The 23,804-nt window shown below is 76.4% G+C and carries 17 protein-coding genes; 9 read left to right on the forward strand and 8 right to left on the reverse strand.

The annotated features are described in order from the left end of the window. Window positions 1-631 precede the first annotated feature (631 nt). Entirely contained in the window at window positions 632-2,062 is a 1,431-nt protein-coding gene (locus tag ACWFNE_RS01395) for a GAF domain-containing protein (protein WP_452120667.1), read from the reverse strand. A gap of 122 nt (window positions 2,063-2,184) precedes the next feature. Here ACWFNE_RS01395 and ACWFNE_RS01400 point away from each other — a divergent pair, with 122 nt between their 5' ends. The 4 genes from ACWFNE_RS01400 to ACWFNE_RS01415 all read left to right on the forward strand — a co-directional run bounded on the left by ACWFNE_RS01400 (window position 2,185) and on the right by ACWFNE_RS01415 (window position 6,893). After that, window positions 2,185-2,790, forward strand: coding sequence for a TetR/AcrR family transcriptional regulator (locus ACWFNE_RS01400; protein ID WP_452120668.1), 606 nt, complete (start codon window positions 2,185-2,187; stop codon window positions 2,788-2,790). After that, complete coding sequence (locus tag ACWFNE_RS01405) at window positions 2,791-4,134, forward strand: methyltransferase (RefSeq protein ID WP_452120669.1); 1,344 nt, start codon at window positions 2,791-2,793, stop codon at window positions 4,132-4,134. A gap of 164 nt (window positions 4,135-4,298) precedes the next feature. Continuing rightward, a complete protein-coding gene (locus ACWFNE_RS01410; RefSeq protein WP_452120670.1) occupies window positions 4,299-5,696 on the forward strand; it encodes a diguanylate cyclase domain-containing protein in 1,398 nt (465 codons plus the stop codon). A 267-nt stretch (window positions 5,697-5,963) separates the two neighbouring features. Next, on the forward strand, window positions 5,964-6,893 hold the full coding sequence (locus tag ACWFNE_RS01415; protein ID WP_452120671.1) for a hypothetical protein: 930 nt from the start codon (window positions 5,964-5,966) through the stop codon (window positions 6,891-6,893). A gap of 228 nt (window positions 6,894-7,121) precedes the next feature. Here ACWFNE_RS01415 and ACWFNE_RS01420 read toward each other — a convergent pair whose 3' ends face one another. From ACWFNE_RS01420 to ACWFNE_RS01430, 3 genes are all read right to left on the reverse strand, one after another. Further along, on the reverse strand, window positions 7,122-9,128 hold the full coding sequence (locus ACWFNE_RS01420; RefSeq protein WP_452120672.1) for an NHL domain-containing thioredoxin family protein: 2,007 nt from the start codon (window positions 9,126-9,128) through the stop codon (window positions 7,122-7,124). Between the two features lie 501 nt (window positions 9,129-9,629). Next, window positions 9,630-9,872, reverse strand: a complete 243-nt coding sequence (locus tag ACWFNE_RS01425) for a hypothetical protein (protein ID WP_452120673.1) — start codon at window positions 9,870-9,872, stop codon at window positions 9,630-9,632. Between the two features lie 68 nt (window positions 9,873-9,940). Continuing rightward, on the reverse strand, window positions 9,941-11,002 hold the full coding sequence (locus ACWFNE_RS01430; protein ID WP_452120674.1) for a hypothetical protein: 1,062 nt from the start codon (window positions 11,000-11,002) through the stop codon (window positions 9,941-9,943). 409 nt (window positions 11,003-11,411) lie between these two features. Between ACWFNE_RS01430 and ACWFNE_RS01435 the strand changes: the two genes are divergently transcribed. Next, window positions 11,412-12,560 (forward strand): lytic polysaccharide monooxygenase, encoded by a 1,149-nt coding sequence (locus tag ACWFNE_RS01435; RefSeq protein WP_452120675.1) that lies wholly within the window; start codon window positions 11,412-11,414, stop codon window positions 12,558-12,560. A 283-nt stretch (window positions 12,561-12,843) separates the two neighbouring features. Then, window positions 12,844-13,614: a nitroreductase family protein gene (locus ACWFNE_RS01440; RefSeq protein WP_452120676.1), complete on the forward strand. Its 771-nt coding sequence runs from the start codon at window positions 12,844-12,846 to the stop codon at window positions 13,612-13,614. 206 nt (window positions 13,615-13,820) lie between these two features. Here ACWFNE_RS01440 and ACWFNE_RS01445 read toward each other — a convergent pair whose 3' ends face one another. Then, window positions 13,821-14,051, reverse strand: a complete 231-nt coding sequence (locus ACWFNE_RS01445) for a DUF6458 family protein (RefSeq protein ID WP_452120677.1) — start codon at window positions 14,049-14,051, stop codon at window positions 13,821-13,823. Window positions 14,052-14,178: 127 nt separating this feature from the next. After that, window positions 14,179-15,189: an ABC transporter substrate-binding protein gene (locus ACWFNE_RS01450; protein WP_452120678.1), complete on the reverse strand. Its 1,011-nt coding sequence runs from the start codon at window positions 15,187-15,189 to the stop codon at window positions 14,179-14,181. 402 nt (window positions 15,190-15,591) lie between these two features. On the opposite strand from ACWFNE_RS01450, the gene ACWFNE_RS01455 reads away from it, so the two are divergent. Next, window positions 15,592-17,460 (forward strand): threonine/serine ThrE exporter family protein, encoded by a 1,869-nt coding sequence (locus ACWFNE_RS01455; protein ID WP_452120679.1) that lies wholly within the window; start codon window positions 15,592-15,594, stop codon window positions 17,458-17,460. A gap of 146 nt (window positions 17,461-17,606) precedes the next feature. Here the strand turns inward: ACWFNE_RS01455 and ACWFNE_RS01460 are convergent, their stop codons facing one another. Next, the gene (locus ACWFNE_RS01460) at window positions 17,607-19,805 is read right to left on the reverse strand and encodes an alpha/beta fold hydrolase (protein WP_452120680.1); all 2,199 of its coding nucleotides are present in this window, start codon (window positions 19,803-19,805) and stop codon (window positions 17,607-17,609) included. A 70-nt stretch (window positions 19,806-19,875) separates the two neighbouring features. After that, entirely contained in the window at window positions 19,876-22,098 is a 2,223-nt protein-coding gene (locus tag ACWFNE_RS01465) for a cytochrome c oxidase assembly protein (RefSeq protein WP_452120681.1), read from the reverse strand. A 280-nt stretch (window positions 22,099-22,378) separates the two neighbouring features. Here ACWFNE_RS01465 and ACWFNE_RS01470 point away from each other — a divergent pair, with 280 nt between their 5' ends. Next, complete coding sequence (locus tag ACWFNE_RS01470) at window positions 22,379-23,368, forward strand: MerR family transcriptional regulator (protein ID WP_452120682.1); 990 nt, start codon at window positions 22,379-22,381, stop codon at window positions 23,366-23,368. 37 nt (window positions 23,369-23,405) lie between these two features. Further along, complete coding sequence (locus ACWFNE_RS01475) at window positions 23,406-23,747, forward strand: YciI family protein (protein WP_452120683.1); 342 nt, start codon at window positions 23,406-23,408, stop codon at window positions 23,745-23,747. The last annotated feature ends 57 nt before the right edge of the window (window positions 23,748-23,804 follow it).

Consider the following 23,804-nt stretch of genomic DNA (forward strand, 5'->3'; position numbering starts at 1 on the left):
CGCGCGCGGGCGCTCGCGCTCTCACGGGGTCGGCGCGGCGTACGCGGACGTTGTCCGGATCTTGGCGCCGGGCGCGGGGTCGGAGGGGTCGCCGGGCGCGGGGCCTGAGGGGTCGCCGGGCGCAGGGCCGGGGCGCGACGCCGGCCGACGGACCGGGCCGGGCGCGGGTAGGGAGGGCCGGGACGCGACGCCGGCCGACGGACCGGGGCCGGGTGCGGTGCCGGAGGGCTGGGCGCGACGCCGGCCGACGGACCGGGGCAGTGCGCGCTGAGCGCGAGTGGGAAGCGGGGCCAAACGGCGAACGGCCCGGGACCGGAGCCGTCGTCCGCCGGGGTGGAGCCCCCCATGGCTCCACCCCGGCGCACGACCCCCTGCTCGGTCCCCCGTGCCAGGTCTGGCCTCCCGGGCTGGTCCGCACCACGCCCCTCCCGCGGTGCGATCCCTTCCGGGAGTGCGCTCACCGTAGGGAGCCCGACGTTGCAGAGGCGTTGCAGCCGTCCACGCTGTGGGTGGGTCAGTCGCCGGGCTGTGGGTGGGTCAGTCGCCGAGCTGTGGGTGGGCCAGTCGCAGCGCCGTGGGCAGGTCAGCACGGAGCCGCCGTGCACTGTCCCCGACGAGCCCGCCGGACCGGTCAGCGCGCGGGGCGCCGCACCCCGTGCCCGAAGGACCGGCCGAGCCGCTCGAGCCGCCCCCGCGCACGCACCCACGGCGGCGACCCGGTGGTGCACAGCGACATGAGGTGCTGCCACGCGTGCCAGTCCTCGGTGCCCTCGTCGGTCGCGACCCAGCGCTCGACGGCGACCGCGTCGCTGCTCGCGAGGACCGCCGAGCGCAGCTCCGCGCACAGCTCGTCGCGCAGCTGCTCGACGCCCGGCGCCACGGACCGCGGCAGCACCGGCCCCACGTACTGCGCGAGAGCACCCAGCAGGTCGCCGCGGGCGAGCGCACGCCGGACGTCGTGCACGTCGGTCGTCACGGGGGCAGCCAGCCGGTACGGCCGCGACGGCCCGAGCAGCGGCCCGACGACGCGGCGCAGGCGCGAGACCTCGGCCCGCACGGTCACGTCGCTCAGGTCGCCGGGGTGCAGCAGGACCGCGAGCTCGTCGACCGAGAGCCCGCGCGGGTGCGTCGCGAGCAGCAGGAGCATCTCGGCGTGCCGCAGGCTCAGCTGGTGCCCGCCGTCGGCCGCGCGGTGGTTGCCGCGCCCCGCCGCCGCCCAGGCACCGGCGCCGTCGAGCCGCACGGCACCGCCCTCCGCGCCGGCGCCGAGCGCGGCCGCCTCGACGCCGAGCCGGAGCACGCCGCCCGCGGTGCCGAGCACGTCGAGGCGCGCGAGCTCGGGCGGGCGCACGCTCGTCGCACCGCGCTCGCGGAACCGGCGCGGCGGCGCGCCCTCGGCGGCCCGGGCGGCGGCGAGCTCGAGCTCGACGGCCATCACGGTCGCCGTCACGAGGCGCAGCACGAGCGGCGAGGCGAGGTGCTCGCGGCCGGTCACGTCGAGCACGCCGAGCACGCGTCCGGTGCTGGGGTCACGGACCGGCGCGGCCGTGCAGCTCCACGGGTGCACGGATCGCGTGAAGTGCTCGGCCGCGAAGACCTGGACGGGGCTGCGGGTCGCGAGCGCCGTGCCCGGCGCGTTGGTGCCGGTCTGCTCCTCGCCCCACGACGCGCCCTCGACGAAGCCGACGCCGTCGAGCTGGCGGCGCACCGCGGGGTCGCCGTCGACCCACAGGAGCCGGCCGTTCTCGTCGGTGAGCGCCGCGACGATCCCCTCACCCACGCCGCCCTCGACGAGCAGGCGGCGCACGATCGGCAGCGCGGCGCCGAGCGGGTGGTTGCGGCGGTGGGCGACGAGCTCGGCGTCGGTCAGGTCGACGGTGGGCGCGGGGGACTCGGGGTCGACGCCGCTGCGGGCGCTGCGCACCCACGAGTCGGCGACGACGGTGCGGATGCCGCGAGGCAGGGTCCCGGTCGTCACGAACGTCTCGTGCGCGGTGCGCAGGCTCGCCGTGAGCACCGACGGGTCCGAGCCCGCCGGCCACGCCGGCCCGTTGCCGTGCATGCGGTGACCTCCCGACCGCGCCGTCGAGCAGATGCGGCCGAGTCTAGGTGCGTGCACCCGAGCCGGGTAGTGGAGCCCGGGTGGTGGAGCGGCGAACTGACAGATCGTGCGAGGATGTCAGCATGCCGAAGATCATCGGAGGCTCCCTCCACGAGCACCGCGCGCAGACCCGTCAGAAGCTGTTCGCCGCGCTCTCGAGCCTCATGGCGGACCGCGGGTTCGACGCGATCACGCTCGCCGACATCGCGTCCGCCGCCGGCATCGGGCGCACCGCCGTCTACAACCACTTCCCCGACAAGGAGTCGCTGCTCGTCGGGTTCATCACGCACGAGACCGAGCAGTACGTCGCGACGCTCGAGCGCTCGCTGCAGGACGTCGAGGACCCGGTCGAGCAGCTCCGCACCTACGTGCGCGCGCAGGCGCAGCTCAAGCGCGTCTACCACCTGGCCCCGGGGCCGGACCTGCGCTCGGTGCTCTCGCGCGCGACCCAGCAGCGTGTCCGCGAGCACGTGCACCTCGTCGAGCAGATCCTGCGGCGCATCCTCACCGAGGGCGTCGAGACCGGCGCGTTCCCGCCCCAGGACGTCGACACGACGGTCCCGCTCGTCAACGCGTGCCTGTCGAGCCGCGGGGTGCCCGACGACGGGCCCGAGCGCGACCACGCCGTCGAGGCGACCGTGACGTTCGTGCTGCGCGCCGTCGGCGCCCGCCTGCCCGTCCTCGCCTGAGTGGCCCCGCACCCGCGGCCGGCCCGCGCCGACCGCCCCGAGCCCCAGCCGCGCCGGGGCCGCCCGACCCGCGGTCGTGACGCCCGGGCGACGACCGCGCAGCGCGGCGACCGCCGTCCGGACCGCCGCCCCGCACCCGCCCGCACGCCTGCGACGCACCGCATCGAGGTCACGTTCCTGCCCGGCCTGGCGGACGTCGTCGCGGCCGAGGTCACCGAGGTCCTCGCGCCGGCCCGACCGCCCGTCCCGGTCCCCGGGCGCGACGACACCCTGACGTTCGTGCACCGCGGCCCGCTCGACGACCCCCGCCTGCTCGCGCTCCGCACCGCCGTCGCGGTGTTCGCGGTCCTCACCTTCGACGTGCCGCGGCCCAAGTCGCTGACCAGCGGGGAGCACCTGCCGCGGATCGCCGCCGCGCTCGACGCCTCCGCACGCCTCGGGGCCCGGCGCACGTTCCGGTTCGAGGCCGCGGGACGCGAGTCGAGCGTCTTCCAGCGGCTCGCGGCGCTGCTCTCCGAGGCCAGCCGCATGGACCACCACGCCGACGACGGCGAGATCCTCGTGCGGTTCCGCCGCACCCCCGGGTCGCGCACGGGCGGTGCGGGAGGCGCGGGCGGCGCGGGCGGTGCAGGCGGTGCGCGTGGTGCCGACCGCGCGGGCGGTGCGCGTGGTGCCGACCGCGCAGGCGGCGCACGAGGTCCCGACGGCGCCGGTGGCGCGGGTGGCGCCGGCGGCGACTCCGGCTGGGACGTGCTCGTCCGGCTCGGCGGGCCGCCGCTGTCCGCACGCGCCTGGCGGGTCGCCGACTACCCCGGAGCCGTCAACGCGACCATCGCGGCGGCCATCGCCCGGCTCGCGGGCGTCCGGGCGCGCGACCGGGTCGTCAACCTCATGTGCGGGTCGGGCACGCTGCTGGTCGAGCGCCTGCTCGCCGGCCCCGCCGCCGTCGCCCTCGGCGTCGACGTGTCCGCCGAGGCGGTCGCCGCGACGCGCGAGAACGTGGCCGCCGCCGGGCTGACCGACGACGTCCGGCTCCACGTTGCGGACGTGCTCGCGCCGGGCGGGACGTGGCGTGACGCCGGACCGTTCGACCTCGTGCTCGTCGACCCGCCCTGGGGCACGACGCACGGCTCGCACGCGACGAGCGCCGCTGTGCACGCCCAGCTGCTCGAGGCGGCCCACGCGGTGTGCGCGCCCGGCGGGCGGCTCGTCGTGCTCACCCACGAGATCACGGTCATGGAGCGCTGCCTGCGCGTGGCGTCCGGGCTGTGGCAGGAGCGCGCCGCGGTCCGCGTCTTCGCCAAGGGGCACCACCCGCGGATCTACCTGCTCGACCGCCGCTGACCTGCGACGACCCGCACCGGCCGCCCGCCGCGCCGCGCCGCGCGCCTGCGCACCGACCGGGCCCGTCCCCGCGACCGTCGCGGATCTGGACGCCGGACCGGGATCTTTCACCCGAACGGTCCGTACGGCCTTGCGGACGGGTCCGCGTGCCGGATGATGGCGACGTGACGCCTGCACGAGGACGAGCTGCCGGAGCCCCCGCCGCACCCGCGACCAGCGGGGTGCGCGGCCTGGGCCTCGCCGCGCACCGGCTCGAGCGCTGCCTGACGCTGTCCGAGGTCGCCGAGGTCGCCGCCGCGATGGCCCACTCGCTGCTCGACGCGCGCTCCGCGGCGTTCTGCCGCATCGAGCAGGAGACGTGCACGGTGCTCGCCGTCGAGGCCCTCGAGCCCGACGACCGCGAGTCCGTGCTCGCCCGGACCGCGTTCCGCGCCGAGGAGCGCCCCGCGCTGCGCGGGCTCATCCGTGACCGCCGGAGCTGGGTCGCGCACGTGCGCGACGACGTGGACGACGTCGAGCTCACGGGCGACCCCGTCGAGGTCGCGAGCCTGCGCGCGCTCGACCGGATCAGCGCGCTCGCGAGCCCGATCGTCGTCAACGGGCAGGTCTGGGGGCAGGTCTACGCGAGCCGCGACGCCAGCGGCGAGCTGTTCGGCGTCGACGACCTCGCCGCCGCGGAGGTGCTGTGCGCGCTCGCCGCCGGTGCCGTCGCGCGCGTCGACCTCGAGGACCAGGTCCGCCACCTCATCGCCGACGACCCTCTCACCGGGCTCGGGAACCGCCGCGTCGCGGACCACGCCGCGGACCAGGCGCTCCAGACGGGCCTCGAGACGTGCATCGTCATGTGCGACGTCGACGGCCTCAAGCGGGTCAACGACGAGCTCGGGCACGACGCCGGCGACGACCTGCTGCGCTCGGTCGCGGACGTGCTGCGCCGCGTGCAGGACCAGCTGCCCGGCTCGACGGCCGCGCGGCTCGGCGGCGACGAGTTCTGCGTCGTCACCGCGGGCATCCCGCGCTCGCAGGTCAGCCAGGTCATCTCCGCGACGGTCAAGGGGTTCCCGCTCGCCCACGGCGCCGCGATCTCGTGGGGCATCGCGTCGAGCGCCGGTGGCCGCGTCGAGCAGCCCCGGACCCTGTTCCGCCGCGCCGACGCCGCGCAGTACCAGGCCAAGCGCAGCCGGGCGCGGGCAGCCCTCGCGAAGCGCCGCGAGCTCGCCGAGAACGCCGTGACGGTCGACCGGCTCATCACCGCGGGCGTCGCGGCCATCGTCGGCGCGCAGACCGGTGCGGTCACGCGCCTGTGCGCACTCGCCGCCGCCGCCACGAGCGCGCTCGGCGGTGCGACGTGGACCGTCCTGCGCGACGCGGGCGACGGCGTCCCGGCAGCCATCGCCCGCGGTGGCACGCCGTCCGCGGACTCGACGAACGTGCGCAGCGTGACGGTCGAGCACTCGCCGTGGTCGGTCGAGGTCGAGACCAGCGCCGACGGGCCGACCGACGAGGCCATCGCCGACGCGCTCCAGGCCCTCGTCGACGTCGCGGTCCACGGGGCGCGCTGACGCGACGGCACTCCGTCGGTCCGCCCGGGCGGGTGGCTGCGGTGGCAGGTGAGCGACCGGATGACGAGTGCGCCCGACGAGCGCGCCCCGCTGCGCTGACCGTCCGACCGGTCCCGACGCCTTAATCGAACAAGTGCGCTCCCCACGCGCGTCCCGTGTTCCGGCGCGCCCTCGCCCCTCCCTACGCTGCGCGGGCCCGGCGTCGTCCCGCGTCGCCGCGGCGGCAGTGACCGTCTCCGAGGGTTTCGCACGAGCAGGGGAGCATCGATGAGGAAGCCGACCGCACAGCAGACGTCAGCACCCGGACCGCGCCGGACGGGCGCCGGAGGGGGCGCCCGAGGACGTGGACGACGGGCGGTCGCACTCGCCGCCACCGCCGCGACCCTCGCCGCCTCGGCGGTGGCCGTGGGCGCGTCGGGGGCCAGCGCCGGCGAGGTCGACCGGGCCGGGCGCGGCGGCCCGCGGACCGTGTGCGCCGACGAGAGCCTGCTGTTCTGCGAGGACTTCGAGCGGCTGCCCCTCGGCGGCGCCGCGAGCATGCGCTGGGGCATCGACACGCGGGCCGGGACGCTGACCGTCGAGAAGGTCCGGACGGCTGAGCAGCCGGGGCCGTACGGACGTCACGGGCAGCGCGGGCGGCAGGCGAACGCGCTGCGCGTGCACACCGCGGACAACGGCCGGGCGTTCATGGTCATCCGCGTCGACCCGCCCGACAACAGCTTCTACGGGCGCATCCGCGTCAAGGTCGACGCGTTCCCGACCGCGCCCGACTGGGCGCACTACACGCTCGTCGAGGCGTCCGGCGAGGGTGCCGGGGTCGTGCGCCCGATCGGCGGGCAGTACGCGCCGACCGTTCCCGGGGTCTTCTGGGGCGTCGGGTCCGACGGCGGGCCGACCGGCGACTGGACGAGCTGGCAGGAGTCGTCGCCGTCCGTGGCGGATCGCTGGCAGTGCGTCGAGTGGCAGCTCGACGCGTCGGACAACCGCGTGCAGGTCTGGATCGACGGGGACCTCCAGGAGGAGCTCACGGTCGACACGGAGACCGCGGGCGGCGCCGACGTGCCGTTCGTCTTCCCGGACTTCGGCGAGGTCAAGGTCGGCTGGCAGCTCTACCAGGGCGGCGCGACGCCGGCCGAGTTCAACCTGTGGCTCGACGACGTCGCGTTCGGCACGCAGCCCATCGGCTGCGACGCCTGACGGGTACGGCGGCGGCGGCGCTGCGGTGACGGGTCGGGCGGGTCGCGCACGTGCGCGGGCCGCCCGACCGCTGCCGGAGCGGGCCAGGCACCCGACCCCCGCCGGGCGGGAACGAGTCGCGCGAACCCGCACCGGGCGGGAGCGGTCGCCCGGACCCGCGCCGGGCGGGGGCGGGTCGCCCGGACCTCCGACGGCGAGGGCCGGCGGACGGGCAGCGACCGGTGCCGGTCAGCCGTGCAGCGGGAGCGTGAGCGTCGCGGGGCCCCCGTCGACGAGGCGGACCGGGACGCCCCAGTCCTGCGCGTTGAGGTGGCACGCCGGGTACTCGATCGCCGGGTCGGCGTCGCAGCTCGCCGCGTGCGCGGTCACGTGCAGCACGCCCTCGGGCACGTCCGGGTTGAGCCGCAGCACGCGCTCGAGCGGGACGTCGTCGCCCGCGCCGTCGAGCAGCAGCTCCGGGGGTGTCGAGGCGACCTTGAGCCGGGTCGAGGGGCCGTACCGGTCGTCGTACTTCTGCCCGGCCGCGGGCGTGAACACGACGTCGAGCCGGACCTCGCCCGCCGCGAGCTCGGTCACCGGGCGCTGCGTGCGGTGCGCACCCGAGTCCAGGATCTGGCCCGCGAGCGCCGCCGGCAGCGCGACCCGCGTGAGCCGGTGCGCCGCGGACTCGACGACGAGGAGCGAGAGCCCCGACCCGCCGTCCTCGGGGGCCAGGACGACGATGCCGCTCGGCTCCGCGAGCCCGGTCGCGAGCGTCGTGACCTCCCCGACCGCGCCGTCGCCCGCGGGCGGCACGTAGCGGCGGACCGCCCCGTTGTAGGTGTCGGCGACGGCGACCGAGCCGTCGGGGAGCACCGCCACGCCGAGCGGGTGCTGCAGCAGCGCCTGGTCCGCGGCACCGTCGCGGTGCCCGAAGTCGAACAGCCCCGCCCCGACCGCGCTGTGCACGGTCGGGCTCGCAGCGTCGGACGCCGGCCCGCTGTCCGTGCCGGCGCTCGCGTCGGCCCACGGCTCGACCCAGCGCAGCGCCGACGTCTCGGCGTCCGCGAGCCACAGCCGCCCGTCCGGGCCGACCGCGAGGCCCGACGGCTGCGCGAACCACGCGTCGGCGAGCGGGCCGTCGAGCAGCCCCTCGTTCATCGTGCCCGCGACGTGCGCGACCGAGCCGCGCTCCGCGTCGAACGTCCACAGCGTGTGGTTGCCGGCCATCGCGACCACGAACGTGCCGAGCGGGGCGTACCAGGCGACGTCCCACGGCGAGGAGAGCTTGTGGCGGCGGGCGTCGGGCAGAGCACCGGCCGCTCCCCGGACGTCGGCGGCGGCGGCCGGGTCCGCGGCGCGCGCGGCGTCGGCGGCGTCGAGCACGTTGTCGACCGCGCCGACCATGTACTGCTCGCCGGTCCCGGCGACCGTCGTCACGTGCCCGTCCGCGAGCCGCACCCCGCGCAGCGCGTGATTGACCGTGTCGGCGACGAGCACGTCGTAGCCGACGCGCTCGCGCAGCTCGTCGGGCACCAGACACAGGCCGTTGGGCTCGCTGAACCGCGCCTCGCCCGGCCCGCCGTCGAGGAGCCCGCGCTCGCCCGAGCCGATGCGGCGCACGAGCGTCTCGCCGTCCGGCGCGAGCTCGGCGAGCCCGTGGTGCCCGGCGTCGGCCACCAGCAGGTTCCCGCCCGGGAGCGTCAGGGCCTTCGCGGGGAACCGCAGCGTGCCGGACGTCGGCTCCGGCGGGACGTACGGGCCGCTCCCCCGGTGCAGCGTCCCCTTGGCCTCGTGCTCGGCGACGAGGTCGCGGACGAGCACCTCGACGTTGTGCTGGTGACCCTCGCCGGCCATCTGCGCGACGATGTAGCCCTCGGGGTCGATGACGACGAGCGTCGGCCACGCACGCGCGGTGTACGCCGACCACGTGGTGAGGTCCGGGTCGTCGAGGACCGGGTGGTGCACCTCGTAGCGCTCGACCGCCGCGGCGAGCGCGACCGGGTCCGCCTCGTGCACGAACTTCGGGGAGTGCACGCCGACGATGACGAGGACGTCGCGGTGCTGCTCCTCGAGCGCGCGCAGCTCGTCGAGGACGTGCAGGCAGTTGATGCAGCAGAACGTCCAGAAGTCGAGGATCACGATCTTCCCGCGGAGCTCCGCGAGCGTCACGTCGCGGCCGCCGGTGTTGAGCCAACCGCGGCCGGTGAGCTCCGAGGCGCGGACTCGGGGGAGGCGGGCGGTGCTCTGCGTCATGGTCCTAGTGAACCTGACGCCGCGACGGTCCACGGAACCGTCCGCGAAGCGATTCGTCACGTTGACCCGGCCGTCGGGCGGACCGGAGCCTGATGGGGTCGCGTCCGGTGGGCCGCCCCACCGCACCCCGGTCGCGACGTCCGGAGCTCGTGGCCCGGCCGGCACCCCCCTCGTCCGGCCGAGGACCGCAGCGTCGCCGCCCACGGGCGGGTGACCGGGCGAGGGGCGGTGGTCCGTCCGGTGGCGCACCGGGCGGACCGCCGTCCGCACGGGGTCGGCGCGGCCGGGCACGGGCAGGGCCGCTGGCACGGTCGCCGGTCGAGGTGCGGTCGCGCTCGCCCCGCGTGCGCGATCGGGCCTCCGCCCGAGAGCCTGCTCGGGCCTCCGCCCGCGTGCCTGCTCGGGCCTCCGCCCGCGTGCGTGATCCAGCCTCAGCCCGCGTGCGTGATCCAGCCTCAGCCCGCGTGCCTGCTCGGGCCTGAGCCCGCTTTCGCCGTCGGCTCAGCCCGCGTGGCGGCTGCGGCGTACCGGCTGGGCGTGCACGGGTCCGGTGACGCGCACGCGTACGTCGACGCCGTCGACGTGCGCGGGGACGGCGGCCCGGTGCGCCGCCTGCGTCACGTTCACCTGGACGCCGTAGCCGTCGGCGCCGCGCGAGATCCCGATCCCGGTGATGCCGTCGCGCCCCGCGAGGGTCTGTCGTAGCCGGTCCTTCGCTGCGCGCGCGTGCTCGAGATCCGTCACCGGGATACCGCCTCTCGCGTGACCGTCGCGCCGGCGAGGGGGCCGGGGGTGAGCGGCGCGCGGGGGGACTACTGCGCGAGCTCCGCCCCGAGTGCGGCGAGGACGGTGTCGATCGGGTTGAGGTACGTCAGCCCGGTGCCATTGTCGCCCCCCGTCTCGCTCCCCGCAAAGAGCAGACCGAGGGCGATCCCGTCCTGGGTGTACACGAGCGAGCCCGAGTCCCCTCCGCGGGAGAACGGCCCGGGGCCCGTGGACTCGACCTCGATCTGGTCGTCGAAGCGCAGTGCACCCAGCTCGTCGCCGTAGCCGACGACGATGTCGTCGAGCTCGATCGCGGTCACCCGACCCGTCGTCACGGCCGTGGTGCGGCCGATCTTCTCGACATCCTCACCCCCGAGTGCGACAGCCGTTCGGGTGACACGGCCGACCGGGTACTCGAGGTCGACCTCCTGCTCGTCGAGCACCGCGAGCGCCGCGTCGACCGTCGCGGTGCGGCCGCGTCGCATCGGGACCATCGAGGAGAGCGTCCCGACACGGTCGCGCGGGGCGCGCCCGCCGTCCGCGGGGCCGGGCTGCACGACGACGTCGCCGATCTCGGCGGTGGGCGAGCCGGCCAGCACGTGGTAGTTCGACAGCGCGTGGAGCACCCCGTCGACCCGGACGAACGCACCGAGCGTCCCGGCCGTGACGTCGACGTTCGCGATCGAGACGCCCGGGCGCAGCGGTCGGACCCGGGACGTCTCCCCCGCGGCGAGCGCCGTGACGACGGGCGGACGCGGGCCCTTGCGGTGCGGGGCAGCTCCGTCCGAGCCCGGGCTGCCGTCCGCCGAGCCGTCGCCCGGCAGCGGCACGGGCTGCGCGAGCGGACGGATCCGCCCCGTGCGGCGCACGTCGGCGCCGACCGGCCCGATCTGCTCCGCGACCCGTCGGGCGATCGCCCGCACGCGCGGCGACCCGAGCCAGTAGCGCACCGCCAGGGCGTAGCTGCCGTCGCCCTTCGGCGCCAGGCCGAGCCCGAGCGTGGGGACGATGTCCGTCGCGACCCCGGAGGCGTGCACCTCGCGCTGCGCGAGGTCGTGCACGTAGTCCGCGAGCTGCGACTTGATCTCGCGCGCCTCGTCCCTGTCCATGGTGTGCCCCCTTCCGGCGGCGGTCCCCCTGCAGGACGCCGTCCGCCAGCGCGGACCCGGCTGCACCTTCGGGCAGTCCCGCAGTTCGCGACGTCTTCCCAGTGTGCCCGCCGCCACCGACGCGCACCCGGCGACTGCGCCCGGCGACCCACCGGCACCGTCGCCGACGAACCGTTTAGGTGCGTTGACGCCCCCGACGGCCCCGCCGAGCCTGGACCCCTCACCACGCACACCCCCGCCCGACCGCCACGCACGTCCTCACCCGCACGCCTCTCGTCCGGCCACCCCTCGCACGCTCCCGCGACCGGGGCCGACGCCGCACCGTCGCCGCGTCCGCCACGGCCGGACGACAGGCCGCTCGGCCCCACGGCGCCCACCTGGCGCCGCCGTCCCGCCACAAGGAGCAGTCATGTCCCTCGGAAGACACACGTTGCGACGCCTCGCGGTCGCCTCCGCCGCCGCCGTCGGAGCCGCGCTGCTCGTCGGCCTGCCGGCGTCCCCGGCCGCAGCGCACGGCGGGCTCACGTACCCCGCGACGCGCACGTACGCCTGCTACGTCAACGGTGTCGAGAACGGTGCCGGCGGCGGCCTGAACCCGACGAACGCCGCCTGCCAGAACCTGCTCGCGGAGAACGGCAACTACCCGTTCTACAACTGGTTCGGGAACCTGCTCAGCAACGCCGCGGGTCAGCACCGCAGCGTCGTGCCCGACGGCAACCTGTGCGGCCCGCTCGCGACGTTCAGCGGCGCCCGCGCGGCCCGCACCGACTGGCCGACGACGACCCTCCAGGCCGGCTCGAAGATCACGATGCAGTACAACGCGTGGGCCCGGCACCCCGGCACCTGGTCGCAGTACGTGACCAAGGACGGCTGGAACCCGAACAGCCCGCTCAAGTGGAGCGACCTCGAGGCCGCGCCGTTCAACGAGGTCACGAACCCGCCGCTGCGCGAGGGCGGCCCGCAGGGCGCCGAGTACTACTGGGACGCGACGCTGCCGAACAAGAGCGGGCGCCACATCATCTACTCGATCTGGACGCGCTCGGACAGCCCCGAGGCCTTCTACAACTGCGCGGACGTGATCTTCCAGGGCGGCACCGTCACCCCGACCCCGACCCCGACCCCGACGCCGACGCCGACGGTCACGCCCACCCCGACGCCCACCCCGACGCCCACGGTCACCCCGACCGCCACGCCGACCCCGACGGCGACGCCCACCGCGACGCCGAACCCCACCTCCGCACCCGGTGCGTGCTCGGTGAAGTTCGACACCTCGAACGCGTGGAACACCGGCTTCACCGGCCAGGTGACCGTCAACAACGGCGGCACCTCCGCGGTGAACGCGTGGGAGCTGCGCTGGACGTTCACGAACGGCGAGAAGGTCACGCAGGCGTGGAGCAGCACGACGACCCAGTCCGGGACCACCGTGAGCGCGAAGGGTGCCGCCTGGAACAGCTCGATCCCCGCGAAGGGCTCGGTGCAGTTCGGGTTCAACGGCTCCGGAGCCCCGAAGGCCCCGACCGCGGTGACGCTCAACGGCGTGAGCTGCACGCTGAGCTGAACCGACCCGGCCTGACCTGACCCCGTCCGCCCGACGGCCCGACCGCGGCCCCGCGCCGCCACCGCAGCAGCAGAGCCCCCACCGGCGCACTCCGGTGGGGGCTCTGCCGTGCGTGGGCGCGCGACCGACCGCGGGGCACCCCTCGGCGTGCGGGCGGTCGGTCGACGCGCCGGTTCACCCCTCGGCCGGCGGGCGTGCGGGCGGGCGGTCGACGCGCCGGGGCACACCTCTCGGCCGCCGGCTCGGACGGCGCCCCGGGGGACGGGCGCGCGATGATCGGGGCATGGACTTCCAGGACGTCGTGCGACGCCGGCGCATGGTGCGGACCTACACCGACGCGCCCGTCGAGCGCGCGGCGGTCGACCGCATGCTCGCGAACGCGGTGCGGGCGCCCAGCGCGGGCTTCAGCCAGGGCTGGGGCTTCCTCGTGCTCGACACCGCGGTCGACGTCGCACGGTTCTGGGACGTCACCGCGCCCACCGGCCCGGCCAGCCGCTGGCTGCGCTCGATGCGCGTCGCGCCGGTCGTCGTCGTGCCGCACGCCGACGCCGCGGCGTACCGGGCACGCTACGCCCAGCCGGACAAGCGGCGGGACGCGGCGACGCCCGGCGGGGCGGCGGAACCCCGGGGTGGCGCGACGGACGGCGGACGGGACACCGGAGCCGCCGCGGGGACACCGGACGGGTTCGCGACCGCGGGACACACGCCTGAGCCGCACCCCGACGGCAACCCGGCGCCGGGTCCCCGCACGGACCCGGACGGCGGCGTCCCGTGGGCCGTCCCGTACTGGTACGTCGACGCGGGCATGGCGGCGCTCCTCGTGCTGCAGACCGCGGTCGACGAGGGGCTCGGCGCGTGCTTCTTCGGCATCCCCGCCGAGCGCACCCCGGCCTACCGGGAGGCGTTCGGCGTCCCGGAGCACCTCGAGCCGGTCGGCGCCATCACCGTGGGGCACCCTGCGCCCGTCGAGCACCTCCCCGGCTCCGCGGCCCGGCGCCCGCGCCGCGGCGTCGAGGACGTCGTCCACCGCGGCCGCTGGACACCGAGGGCCTGACCGCCGACCTGCGCGCAGGACCGGCCCGGTCACCGCGGACCTCACAGCGCTGAGGCAGGTCGCGCCGGACGCGGGTCGCCCGCACAACGACGACGGCGCCCGTCCCCCCGTGAGGAGGACGAGCGCCGTCGTGGCCGTGCGTGCGCCGGTCACCTCGCGCTTCCCCGCGAGGTCCGGCTCGTCGAGCGAGGTGCCCGGCCTGCCGCTCAGTAGGTGGGCGGCGGCGGGGCGGTGCCGTCGTGACGCTCGACGACCGTGTGGTTCGTCGTCTTCTGACGCTGCGCGTTCAGGGCGAGCGTGAGGATGAGCGCGAGGATGCCCGCACCGAGGCAGATGTACCCGATCATGGTCAGGTCGATCCCCGAGATGCTGTCCTGGACGGCGAACGCGAGGATCGCGCCGATCACGATCAGGGTGATGCCACCACCGATTCCCATGGTCACTCCTCCGGTCGCGCCGGGCTGGTCCGCCCGGTTCTTGACCCGACTATGGCGCGGACCGGGCACCTGCGCGCGTCGAGACGGGGTGAGACGCGGCCCGGCGGGGTCACCCGTCCGTGGCGCGTCACGCACCGAACGCGGCGAGCAGGCCGTCGAGCACGAGGTGCGCGGCGGCGGGGCCACCCCGGGTCGCCCACGCGGAGCCGTCGACCACCGAGACGTGACCGGCGGCGACGGCGGGCAGCGCGCGCGCGGCGGAGGACTCCATCGCGGCGTCGAGCGCCTCGCCGTCGGGCCCGAGGGCGTCGAACGCGAAGACGAACAACCAGTCGGACGCCGGCAGCTCCGCGACGGGGGTCACGGGACCGGGCAGGCTGTCGGCCGGAGCCGCGCCCCCGGCGGCGGCCGGCGTGCCCGCGACCGTGAGACCCACCGACTCCGCGACACCCCCGGCGAACGACGTGGCGTCGAGGACGACGGGGCCGTCCTCGGTCCAGAGGGCCAGCGTGACGGACCGCCCCGCGTTGCCCGCCTCGGCGATGACGGTCCGCGCCCCCTGGGTGCGCCACTCGTACCCGCCGATCCAGGTCTCGGCCTGGTCCTCGCGGCCGACCGCCACCCCGACGGCGCGGAGCATCTCGGTCCAGCCGGCGTCGTCCCGCGCGACGAACGTGGGGGCGATCGCCTCGAGGCCCGCGAGCACGTCGGGCGCCGTGGCGTCGCCCGTGACCACGAGGTCGGGCTCGGCGATGAGCACGGCGCCGACGTCCGGGGAGTCGGGCAGACCGGCGTTGACGAGGTAGGTCAGCTCGGGCTTGCGGTCCTGGAGGTACGCGGCGGCGGTGCGCTGGTGACGTCCGAGGCTGATCCCGACCGGCTCCACGCCCAGGATGAGCGCGGCGTCGAGGATCTCCTCGTTGAGGACGGCGACGCGCTGCGGGAGCTCCGGGACGACGACCTCGCGGCCCACGTCGTCGAGCACCGTGCGCGTCGGGACGTCCGCGGCGGTGGTCTCGGGCGTGGCCGACACGGCGGCCGACGTGGCGGGCGGCTCGTCCGCCGAGCAGGCCCCGAGCACCAGGGACGAGCTCACGAGCAGCAGGGCGAGGGTGGTCGGGGAGGGTCGAGGATGCATCAGGACCTCTGTCAGGACGGGCGGGTCGTGGCACGCCGAGCCGGCGGATGTGACAGACCGCGCAAAAGTGAGTAACCTCTCATTTGCGACACCCCTGGCGCGCGCCGATCCTGCCGACCCGAGAACGGGCCGGACGTGGACAGCACGAGATCCCCCTGAGGCACACCTGTGGCGCCGCGCGACCCCGAACGGGTGCGTGCACGGCGGAGTGCACGCCGCACCGGCGGCGGTCGGACGCAGGCTACCGCCCTCGACTCACCCGGACGGCCGTCGTCCATCTGGGGGACCGTCCAGGCCCGCGGGTGACGCCGGCGGGCCGGTGCTAGGTTCCGAGCCGCGGCTGCGCACGGCAGCCGGACGACCCCCGGCTGCGGGTGGGCGACCGACCGGTGGGAGGCGACGATGGCCGCGTCACCCACCGACCTCCCGGCGCTCGCGGCCGCCGGGAGCGCGGTCCACCTCGTCGACGTGTCCCCCTCCCCCACGCCGACCACGACGACAGCGCCGACGCCCGACGCCACGGAGACCGCCGAGCCGTCGCCCGAGCCGACGACCACGGCGGACGAGAGCGCGCCGGGCCCGGTGCCGACGCCCACCTCGTCCCCGTCGGAGACGCCGGCCGGCACACCGACCGCGCCCGGCCCCACGCCGACGCCGACGCCCACCGGGTCGCCCACCGAGACCCCGGCCCCCGTGCCGACGTCGATCGCGCCCGTGTGGACGGACCAGCCGAGCGCGGCGGCGTCCACCATCCCGACCGGCACCCTCGTCACCGCCGCCCTGGTGCTCGTCGTCGTGCTGGCGGCCATCACGCTCGCGATGCTCGGCCGGCGCCGACGCGCGGGCACCGGCGAGGCCCTGCACGCGGAGGCGCCGCCAGCGGGTCCCCCGGCGGCGGACGCCCTGCCGGCCGACGCCCTGTCCGCGGGTGCCCTGCCCACGAGTGCCCTCCCGGCCGGCGCGCTACCGGCCGACGCCCTGCGGGCCGACGCCCTCGTGGCGGTCCCCCCGGCGGTCCCCGGCGCACCCGACGACGTGGAACGGCGCGCGGAGACCGTGCGCTTCCTCATGGTGCTGGGCGAGGCGATGATCGACTCGAGCGTCCCCGTCGCGCAGGTCACCGAGACCCTCGAGCGCGTCGCCGCGGTCAACGGTGCGCCCGAGGTCGAGATCGTCGCGCTGCCCACGGCGCTGCTCGTGTCCGTGCCGGGCGAGGTGCACCCGCAGACGGCGGCGTCGTCCACGGGGGTGCGTCAGCTGCGCCTGCACCAGGTCCAGGACGTGCTCGAGGTCGCCGAGCTCGCCGAGCGGGGCGACCTGACTCCCGCGGAGGGGACGGCGCGGGTGCGGGCCGCGGTCGACGCACCGCCGCTCTACCACGGGCCGGTGCGCGTGCTCGGGTACATGGGGGTGTCGGCAGGCCTCGCGATGATCCTGGGCGGGAGCCTCGTCGACGTGCTCGCGGCGGCCGCGCTCGGGACCGTGATCGCCGGGGCGGTCGTGGCGGGCACGCGCGTCGCGGGGGCGTACCAGGCGCTGCTGGTGCTGGGGTGCGCGTTCGTGGTGTCCGTCGCGGTGTTCCTGCTCTCCCGCACCGGGGCGGACGTCGGCATGCTCGCGCCGCTCGTCGCGCCGCTGGTCAGCTTCCTGCCGGGCGCCCTGCTCACGACCGCCGCGATCGACCTCGCGACCCGGCAGATGGTCGCGGGCTCGGCCCGGCTCGCGGCGGGCGGCATGCAGCTGGTGCTGCTCGCGCTCGGCATCACCACGGCGGCCGCGCTCGTGGGCGTCCCGGCGTCCGACGTCGGGTCCGCGCCGTACCACCCGCTGGGCTGGGCCGGGCCGTGGATCGGGGTCGTCGTGTACGGCGTCGGCGTCGTCTTCCACAACTGCGCCCGGCGGTCGACGCTGCCGTGGGTCCTGCTCGTGCTGACCGTCGCGTACGCGGGTCAGGTGCTCGGCGGCCTGTTCTTCGGCGGGGTGTTCTCCGCGTTCGTCGGCGCCCTGCTCATGACGCTCGTCGCGATGTACGCCTCGACCCGCCCGACCGGGCCTCCGACGCTCGTGGGCTTCCTGCCCGGCTTCTGGCTGCTCGTGCCCGGGGCGCTCGGGCTCGTCGGGGTCACGTCGATCCTGGGCGACGACACGCGCGCGCTCGCGACGGTCGTCACGGCCGCGACCACGATGGTCGCGATCTCGTTGGGCGTGCTCGCGGGGCTCGCCCTCGGGACGGCGCTGCGGCACCGGGGCGGGGTGCTCGCGCGCAGCTGAGCGCGACTCGTCCTCGGCGCCGGGTCGGTCGCCATCCGCCCCAGCCGGGCCGGTCGCCCCGCGGCACGACGAACCCGGTCGCCCCGCGGCACGAACCCGGTCGCCCCGAGGCGCCGGACCGGTCGCCCGGCCCGGCGCCGCGCGGGTCAGCCCAGCAGCTCGGGCAGCGCGGGCGCGTCGTCCCCCGTGAGCCCCAGGACGTGCTGCGCGAGGAACGCCTCGACGACCTGGTACCAGACGACCGCGTGCTGCGGCGTCAGGATCCAGTGGTTCTCGTCGGGGTAGTACAGGAACCGGTGCGGTGTGACGCCGTCGTCGTCCGCGGGCAGCCCCGAGTGCGCGACGAGCTCGTACCAGAGCCGCAGCCCCTCGCCGATCGGCACCCGGTAGTCCTTGTCGCCGTGGACCACGAGCATCGGGGTGACGATCTGCTCGACGAACCGGTGCGGGGAGTTCTCGAGCGCCATCTCGTCGGTCATCTCGCGCGCCCAGTAGTACGCCGCGTCGGTCGTGGGGCCGAACTGGTCGAGCGCCCACAGGCTCGCGTGCGTGACGACCGCGCGGAACCGGTCGGTGTGCCCCGCGACCCAGTTCGCCATGTAGCCGCCGAACGAGCCGCCCATCGCCGCGGTCCGCGTCTCGTCGACGTCGGGGCGGGCCTCGGCCGCGTCCGTCGCCGCCATGAGGTCGGTGTACGGCGCGGCGCCCCACGAGCCCCAGCCGCGCTGCACGAACTCCTGGCCGTACCCGGTGGACAGCGCCGGGTCGGGCAGCAGGACGGCGTACCCCTGCGCGACGAGCAGCCACGGGTTCCAGCGCCACGACCACGCGTTCCACGAGCCGAGCGGGCCGCCGTGGATCCACAGCAGCAACGGCGCCGGGTTCTCGGCCGAGGCGCCCTCGGGCAGCGCGAGCCACGACCGGACGCGCACGCCGTCAGCCGCGGTGGCCTCGACGTCCTGCAGCGTGCCGGGGAGGGCGGGCGTCGCAGCGGGGCTGCGGAGCGCGGTGGCGGCGACGGGCGTGCCCGACGCGAGCGCCGCGGCGAGGTCGACCCGGACCGGGTGCGCGGGGGCGAGGTAGGAGGCCCGCAGCGCGTACAGCGTCGCGCCGTCGGGGCTGACCTGGAGGTCGGTGAACGCGGCGTCGTCGCCCGTCACGCGCGCCACGGCGCCCGAGCCGAGGTCGACGTGGAAGACCGGCGCACGCCCGTCGTCGTCGGCCACCACGAGCAGGCCGCTCGAGTCCGGGAGCCACGTCGCGCCGTGCGGCCAGCGGTCCCAGTCCGGCGCCAGGGTCCGCGGCTGGCCCGAGCCGTCGAGCGCCACGACCTGGAGCGACACCGCGGGTGCGCGGTGCGGCGTCGAGATCGTCTCGCGCTCGTACGCGACCCAGCGCCCGTCGGGCGAGACGACCGGGGACCCGAGGTCGGCCGCGGCGTCGTCCACGAGGACCCGCCGCTCGCCGGTCGCGACGTCGATCGCGACGAGCCGGCTGCGGACCGCGCCGCGGGCCTGCGGCACCGACCAGCCGGTGACGACCGTGCCGCCGTCGGGCGACAGCGCGTACCCCTGCTCGACGAGCGCCGCCGCGGCGCCCGGCGTGAGGTCCCGCAGCTCGGGGCGCTCGTCGGGCACGCCCGCGTGCAGCTTCTCGAGGCCCGAGACGTCGTCGGCACCCACGTCGCTCGTCGCCGCCGCGGGCAGCGTCGCGGCGAACAGGTGCGGGGTCGCCGGGCCGAGGTCGTGGTCCCAGTACCGGACCGGGTACGTCGAGTGCAGGATCGCCGCGACCTTCTTCTCCTTGCGGGCCTTGCGGAGCCGGTCGTCCTCGGCGCCGTCGACCGCGCGCGGCAGGACGTCCGAGCCGACGAGCACGACGGGCGCGCCGGCGGCGACCTTGATGCCGCCGAGGCCCGCTCCGCGCGCCGCCACGACGCGCGCCTCGCCGCCGCGCGCGGGCAGGAGCCACAGCGCCGGCGCGGGCTCGTCGTCGGCGCCCTCCTGCGGGTCCGGGTCGGGGCGCGCGCTCGTGAACAGCAGGTCACCGGTGGCCGTGAACGCCGCGCCGGACTCGCCCTTGGCGCTGCGGGTCAACCGGCGCGCCGGCTCGCGGCCCTCCGGGTCCACCTCCCACAGCGCGGTCAGGTACGTGGTGCCCTTCGGGTCGAGCCTCGCGACCGAGGTCACGAGGCGGGAGCCGTCGCGCGAGAGGGCGAGGCCCGACACGCGCGGGAGGGCGATGTAGGCGGCGAGGTCGTGGAACGGGGTGGCGGGGGCCGGCGGGGCGTCGGACGCGGGTGTCGCGCCGGGCGCGCCGGAGCCGGAGCTGGTGTCGGTGGTCACCCCCAGTGGTCTACCACCCGAGCGCCGGTCCGCGCTGCCGACCCGGGCGGCGTGCCCCGGCGCGCGCGGCTCAGCCGGCTCGGCCGCCGCGGGAGTCCCGGTCCGCGAGGCGCGTGAGCATCGCGTTGTACTCGTCCATCTCGGTGTCCCCGTCGCGGTCCACCGCGCGGTCCCGGCGCCTCGCGACCCGCTCCTCCGAGCGCGACCACGCGACGATGACCGCGATCGCGAGCACGAGCGTCGGCAGCTCCCCGATGCCCCACGCGACGCCGCCGCCGCGCTGCTGGTCGGCGAGCGCCGGCGGTCCCCACTCGCGCCCGAGCAGCCCGAACCAGTCGGCCACGAGCAGCGCCTCACCGCTCATGAGGGCGACGCCGAAGAACGCGTGGAACGCCATCGTCGCGAACAGCAGCAGGATCCGCTGCGCGTACGGGGGGCGGCTCGGGCCCGGGTCGACCCCGACCAGCGCGTTCGCGAACAGGTACCCCGCGAGCGAGAAGTGCACGACCATCGCGACGTGCCCGACGGGGTTGCGCAGCGCCCACTCGAACGCGCCCGTGTAGTAGAAGAGCACCATCGACCCCGCGAAGTTCGCGGCGGCGACGAGCGGGTGCGCCAGGAAGGTCCCGACGTGGCTGTGCACGAGCGTGAGCAGCCACTCGCGCGGCCCCCGGGACAGGTCCCCCCGCAGCGTCGTCGACCGGGCAGGGATCGCGCGCAGCGCGAGCGTGACCGGGGCGGCGAGCGTGAGCAGCAGCGGGATCACCATCGCGAGCACCATGTGCTGCACCATGTGCGCGCTGAACAGCACGTGCCCGTACATCGCCGGGCCGCCCGACGTGGTCCAGAAGAAGATGGCGAGCCCCGTGACCCACATCGCGGTCCGCTGCCACGGCCACGTGTCGCCGCGCCGGTGCAGCCGCCGGACCCACCGCACGTAGACGACGACCCCGGCGACCGCGGCGCTCGCGAACATCAGGTCCCAGCGCCACTCGGTGAACCAGCGCAGCAGGGTCGGCTCGGGCGGGAGGGCGTGGCCCGTGACGATCTCGGCGGGCGTCGGGCTCGTCGGCGGCTCCTGCGGCACGGGCGGCGCGGTCGACGACAGCGCGACGGCGACACCGGAGACGGCGCCCATGACGGCGATCTCGACGGCGACGACGCGCCAGAACAGCCACCCCGCACCGGGACCGGCGCCGGGCTCCGCGAGCCGGGGCAGCGCCGCGCGCCGGTGCGCCGCGCCGAGCAGGCCGAGGACGACGAACAGCGCGGCCTTGACCAGCACGAGGACCCCGTACCGCGACCCGAGCCCGTCGAGGCCGCCGAGCCGGATGACCGCGTTGACCAGGCCGGAGACGGCGACCAGCACGAAGCACCAGCCGGCGATCACGGAGTAGCGCTCGACGCTCGGGCGCAGGTCGTCCCCGAGCCGGCCGGCGAGCACCGCGAGCGCGGCGAGCGCACCGATCCAGACGGCCGCGCCGACGAGGTGCAGGAACATCGAGCTCGTCGCGAGCTCGTGGCTCGTCGCTCCGGCGGCGTGGCCGCCCTGAGCCTGCTGCCACAGCGCGACGACCGTGAGCGCGGCGCCCCAGGCGGCACCGGTGGGGGTCTGCACGACGAGCGCGACCGCCGTGACGACCGCCGCGATGACGACGATGCCGAGCTGGTTGCGGCCCAGGTCGACCTGCGTGACGTAGAGACCGAGCTCGTCGCCGAACGTCGACGAGCCGAGCGGTCGCCCGGACACGCTCGCGTAGCGGAGCACGAGACCCGCGACGGACAGGACGGTCCAGGTACCGGCGGCGACGGCGGCGAGGACGAGGCTGCGCGCGTACGGGGTGGGCGCGGATCCGGTGGAGGCGCGGCCGATGAACGCGGGGCCGGTGGGGGCGGGGCCGGTGGGCGCGCGGCCGGTGGGGGCGCGGCCGGTGGGGGCGGAGCCGGTGGGCGCGCGGCCGGTCGGCGCGCGGCCGGTGGAGGCGGAGCCGGTGCCGGCCGGACCGCCCGTGGCCGCCCGGAGCGGGAGGACGCCGACCGCGAGCACGAGCGCGCCCAGCGTGAGCGAGCCCGCGAGCTCGACGAGCGTCGTGGTGACCGGCAGCCCCCAGCGGACGAGCGCGCCCGGGTCCGCCAGGACCGTCGGCAGCGCGGCCCGCGAGAACCACACGCCGAGCACCGCGGCCACGGCACCGGCGAGCGCCAGGACGCCGAGCCGCACGACCGCGGTCCGCTGCGTCGCCGGGGCGTCGGCGGCGGGGCGCACGGTCGCCGGGGCGCGCGTCGAGGTCACCCCTCCATCATCGCCCTCGGCGGCGGGCCCGCGAGCCGCGGGAGACGTGAGGTGCACCGCTCCGGCGCCCGCCGCGACCGAGCTCGCCGACGACGGGTCCGAGCCGACGGTCGTCGGGTGCTGCGACGTGCACGACGCCTGCACCGAGGGCCGGGCGCCGGGGCGGGTGCTGGGCGCCGGGTGCTGGGCCCAGGGCGCCGGGGAGTGCGGAGTTGCACCTTCCGTAGCGTCATGTGGTCCGGTGGACCCACGACCCACCCCCCGAGGAAGGCCCGCACCCATGTCTTCGGCTCTTGTCCCGCCGCGTCAGGTGACGATCGGCGACGCCGCCGCGTTCGCCGGCACCACGCCGCGGGCGATCCGTCACTACCACGCGATCGGCGTGCTCCCCGAGCCCGAGCGCGGCAGTGACGGGCGCCGCCGCTACGGGTACGAGCAGATGATCCGGCTGCTGTGGGTCCGCAGGATGGCCGAGGCCGGCATCGCCCTGGACGACATCCGCGACGCCTTCGCCGACGCGCCCGGTCCGGGTCCGGTTACCGGTCCGGGTGCCGGAACCGGCCCCGGTCCCGATGCCGCCAGCGACCACGAGGTCGCGGGCATCCTCGAACGGCTGGAGAGGACCCTCGCGGCCCGGGAGGCGGAGCTGCAGCGGCAGCGGGCCGCGGTGCAGCGCATGCGCACCCGGGGCAGCAGGCTGGGCCTCCTCTCCGACGTCGTCGCGGGCCGCTTCGACGACCTGCCCGAGGGCTCCGTGCGCCAGGCCGACCTGGACAGCCTGCTCGTCGTCGAGCGGATCTTCGGCCCGCTGGGTGCGGCGGTCCACGCCTCCCGCTACGTCGCCGTCGCGACCCACCCGGGCCTGCAGGAGGAGTCCGACCGCGTCGACGCCGCCGAGGAGGCGCTCGACGACACGATCGCGGTCGACGACCCCCGCGTGGCACGGGTGGCAGCCGAACGGCACGCCTTCGAGCTGGCGCTGCACGCCGTCATCGAGGACTCGGGCCTGGCGCAGGACGACGACGCGCTCCTCGACGCCTGGGACGAGCTGAACCCCCCGGGCGACGTCGCGGGCGGGTCCTCCGGCACGGGGCACGAGTCCATGAGCGCGCTCACCGCCGTCGGGAAGATGCCCTACGACTTCTCCCCGGCCCGCCTGCGCTGCATGGAGCTGGCCGACGAGCTCGCCGCCCACGGCTCACTCGACGCCGAGCGAGCAGGTCGACCCGACGCGCCTGTCGATTCCGGCGTGGCTCGTCCGTCAGAGTGAGGACGGGCCGCACGGGCGGCCGGGCAGGAGGAGCGACATGACGCAGTACGCCATCTACTTCCACCAGCAGTGGGTCGGTGACCACCCGGCCGAGTGGTTCCAGAGCCGCGTCGAGCCCAGCACGGCGGTCGTCCGTGACATGGAGGCCGCGGGGGTCCTGGTCTTCGCGGGCGGTCTCGAGGAGGACCTGGCCGACGCGTTCAGCGCCGACGCGACGAGCGGGACGGTCACGATCACCGACGGCCCCTTCACCGAGACCACCGAGCAGCTGGGCGGGATCACGATCATCGACGTGCCCGACGTGGCGACGGCCCGGATGTGGGCGGGCAGGCTCGCCGAGGGGTGCGGCTGGCCGCAGGAGGTCCGCGTCATCAGGTAGGCGCGACGAGGTGTGGCCGCGTCGGGGAGCCGAGGCGGCGCTGCGGGAATAGTGTCG

The sequence above is a fragment of the Cellulomonas sp. NPDC055163 genome (assembly GCF_053607065.1).